This window comes from Porphyromonas crevioricanis (assembly GCF_900167225.1).
GTDB classification, from domain to species: domain Bacteria; phylum Bacteroidota; class Bacteroidia; order Bacteroidales; family Porphyromonadaceae; genus Porphyromonas; species Porphyromonas crevioricanis.
Window position 1 is genome coordinate 1 of record NZ_FUXH01000026.1, and the last position, 2,845, is coordinate 2,845.

Annotated in this window: 5 protein-coding genes and 1 pseudogene; all 6 read right to left on the minus strand. The window is 35.5% G+C overall.

Features of this window, described 5'->3' with window-relative positions; genetic code table 11:
* Positions 1 to 428 (minus strand): annotated as a pseudogene (locus B5D48_RS08930) (hypothetical protein); the annotation flags it as partial.
* A gap of 11 nt (positions 429 to 439) precedes the next feature.
* The gene (locus B5D48_RS08935) at positions 440 to 745 is read right to left on the minus strand and encodes a hypothetical protein (protein WP_042120583.1); all 306 of its coding nucleotides are present in this window, start codon (positions 743 to 745) and stop codon (positions 440 to 442) included.
* Positions 711 to 1,160, minus strand: coding sequence for a hypothetical protein (locus B5D48_RS08940; protein WP_023938649.1), 450 nt, complete (start codon positions 1,158 to 1,160; stop codon positions 711 to 713). Before B5D48_RS08940 ends, B5D48_RS08935 begins: the two co-directional genes overlap by 35 nt.
* A gap of 21 nt (positions 1,161 to 1,181) precedes the next feature.
* A complete protein-coding gene (locus B5D48_RS08945; RefSeq protein ID WP_023938650.1) occupies positions 1,182 to 1,646 on the minus strand; it encodes a hypothetical protein in 465 nt (154 codons plus the stop codon).
* Between the two features lie 178 nt (positions 1,647 to 1,824).
* Complete coding sequence (locus B5D48_RS08950) at positions 1,825 to 2,289, minus strand: hypothetical protein (protein WP_023938652.1); 465 nt, start codon at positions 2,287 to 2,289, stop codon at positions 1,825 to 1,827.
* A 10-nt stretch (positions 2,290 to 2,299) separates the two neighbouring features.
* Positions 2,300 to 2,845 (minus strand): hypothetical protein (locus B5D48_RS09140; RefSeq protein WP_200805337.1); only part of this gene is annotated, 546 nt, incomplete at its 5' end.

Sequence of the window (2,845 nt, forward strand, 5' to 3'; positions counted from 1 at the left end):
CCTTCGTACTGCTTGCCATAAAGCATTCTAATTAATAAACGTCCATAGTTTATAGCCAATTCGTCCCACCCTAACAGTAAGGCCTGAGCCATGTGTTTTATCGCTTTATGAAACTGGATGGTTTCATTATATTTCTCAACATCTTTGCCTAAGAAGTAATCCCAATTAACAGACTCTAATGCAAAAATTGTAGACAATTCCAATCCATGAGAATCTATTTTTTTGTTATTTAGGAAATTAAACATAAATTCCCAATGAAGCCAGGTTGATATTCTCTCAAATTTTAACCCAATTATGGATCTACCTTTCACTCCTTCTATGAAGTTTTGAATATCTCTCATTGAATTGGTGTAATGCCCATTGTGCTTATCTATCTGGTGCTTTTTTTTCTTTAAAGCATATAACTTCAGTTTCTTAAACTTGTCCATATATTCTTTTTTTACCATTTTCTAATCTGAGGCTCACCTCGTAGTCTTCCGTTCTGATCCACATATATATCTATCTTCTCTGTCTTAACTTCAGCGCCATTATTTATTGCTTCTCTTTGCGCCTCTAATGCCATTTCTGCTTGTTCAGAACTTCTGCCATCAGTGTACCCATCATCACCATTTGCAGCCCTGTTTAATCTGTCATTGGTATAATGCTTACCTCCCATCTGTCTCTGATCCTTACTTAGCGGTATTTCCTTTGTTTTACCACCATTCCAGAGCTTATCTTGTTGGGTGAAAATAACCTTTTTCTCCAATGGTAACAGCTTCAATATAACAGTCTGGATTCTCTGTCCCCTCTGGAGCATAAACAGCAATCCCATACTTATATGTTGTAAAGCCCATATATTCCTCCTCTTTTATATTTGAGTCAAATTTTTTCATATAGGTTAAACTTTCGGAGTAAGACATAGACAACAAATCTACTCCCTCAAAAAAGGCCTCACAAGAGTCAGATAAAACAATATATTTCAGAAGGAAAGATGTATTTAGATACCCTAATACTAATCCGTTTTCAAAATAATCATTCGTTGATAACTCATCGTTCTCAACATTCTTATTTTCTACAGAATCAAATGTTAGGCTATTTAATATTGTTCGGTTGATAGTATCACGTTTCATTCCAAACTTTAAGTTTCCAACGCCTATAAATGGCTTAATATCATATTTCATATTTTACTCTATTTTGTGATTTTATTTATACCACTCTTCTAATTGCTTAATAGCCTCATCATATTTATCACCAAATTTTTCTCGAATGTCCTGAATATCCATCTCAAAAGCCTCCCTAAACTTCCCTTGTTCGATCAAAGTTCTTTGCCTTTCTTGGTACATTTTAGCCCCACTAATATTATCCCAAGATGCTGTTTTCTTATGATCTGAGGTCTCCATAGTTATGGCACCGCCGTTTCCTCCTTTATTTCCTGCCGCTTGACACGGCATATGGTGGTGTTGTTCTATTGTTTCTCTTTTCTTTCCAGTTGCTATGCTACTATCAAAGTCCAAATCTTTATGTGCCCCCCCAAGTCTTTTCTCTTTCTTGATTGGAGGTTCCAGCTTGGGCACCTTTGCTTTGTCCAAAGCTTTGGCTGCATCTGCTGCATCATCCAATTTGTCGGCAGCCTTGGCTATATCTGCAACGTCGTCCGCCTTATCCACAACTTTAACACATCAATGACATCATCCAGTCGGTTGACGGCTTTGACTACATCTACCACCACCTTGTCGGCGGCTTTTACCGCAGTCCAGTGCAACGGCAAGTAAAAACTTTCAAACAATATGTAAAAGAACACTTTTACGGCAAGTCTCCACGATCGAGGACTAAATACAAAAGGTCTTATTCCTCGGTTGGAATATCATCTAAATTTAATGGAACATCATCTAAATCATTTTCAATTATATTTATAAAATAATTGGCGTGTGGCTCACTTATATAGTTTAATATACAGTCAAAAGGTGAAAATTCTAAATCATTGGGAGTTGTATACTCTGCAATAACAGGTTTCCCATAAAAAATAGAATTATATTTTAAGTCTAAACTACATTTCCAGTTTCCACCGATGTTTTTCCTTATAACTTCACCTAGATAAGCTGCCAAATCATTAATCCTGTCATCATCAGCATTAATATTGCTCGTTGAAATGTATTTTTCTAGATCACTCAAACTTTCCAAAGAAAAATCTAAATTATATCCTTTGTATGCACTAATTTCTAAAATGTTTTCAATATAATCATCTATCGAAGACAAGAAGGTTTCAAACATTTCTTCTAAATCTCGTCGGGGTATTTTTTTAAAATTCATTATAATTATTTTATGGTATTTTGCTTCCTATATGATAATCAATTCCAGCTTTTTCCAATGCGTCTATAAAGTTCTTTGATGCGCCCTTTTCCAATATATATTCAACTTTATAACCCCTCTTGACTAACCAAGCATCTTTTTGAATATCTATTTTTGCTTGTTTTGTTAAGCTAACTTTACCGGTCTTTAATTGCCCCAAATATTTGCCATTACTTATATCTATTTGTCGATTTGTAAATTTGGTTTTTATTGTTTCACTATTACCTCCAAATCGTTCTCTATAAGCCTTTTCTCGTTTTAAGCCAAATTCAGCATTCCTCATATTAGCATCATACTGCTTGCTCCACCTATCATAATCCCATTTACCTCCTCTTTTTTTGTATGCTGTCCACCGTGCAGCCTTATGTTCCGGCGTATTTGGAACAAGTTTTTTTTGTTTTTTTACCGGCATTTCCAATTTCGGCACCATTGCTTTATCCAAAGCTTTGGCTGCATCTGCTGCATCATCCAATTTGTCGGCAGCCTTGGCTATATCTGCAGCATCATCAATCCTATC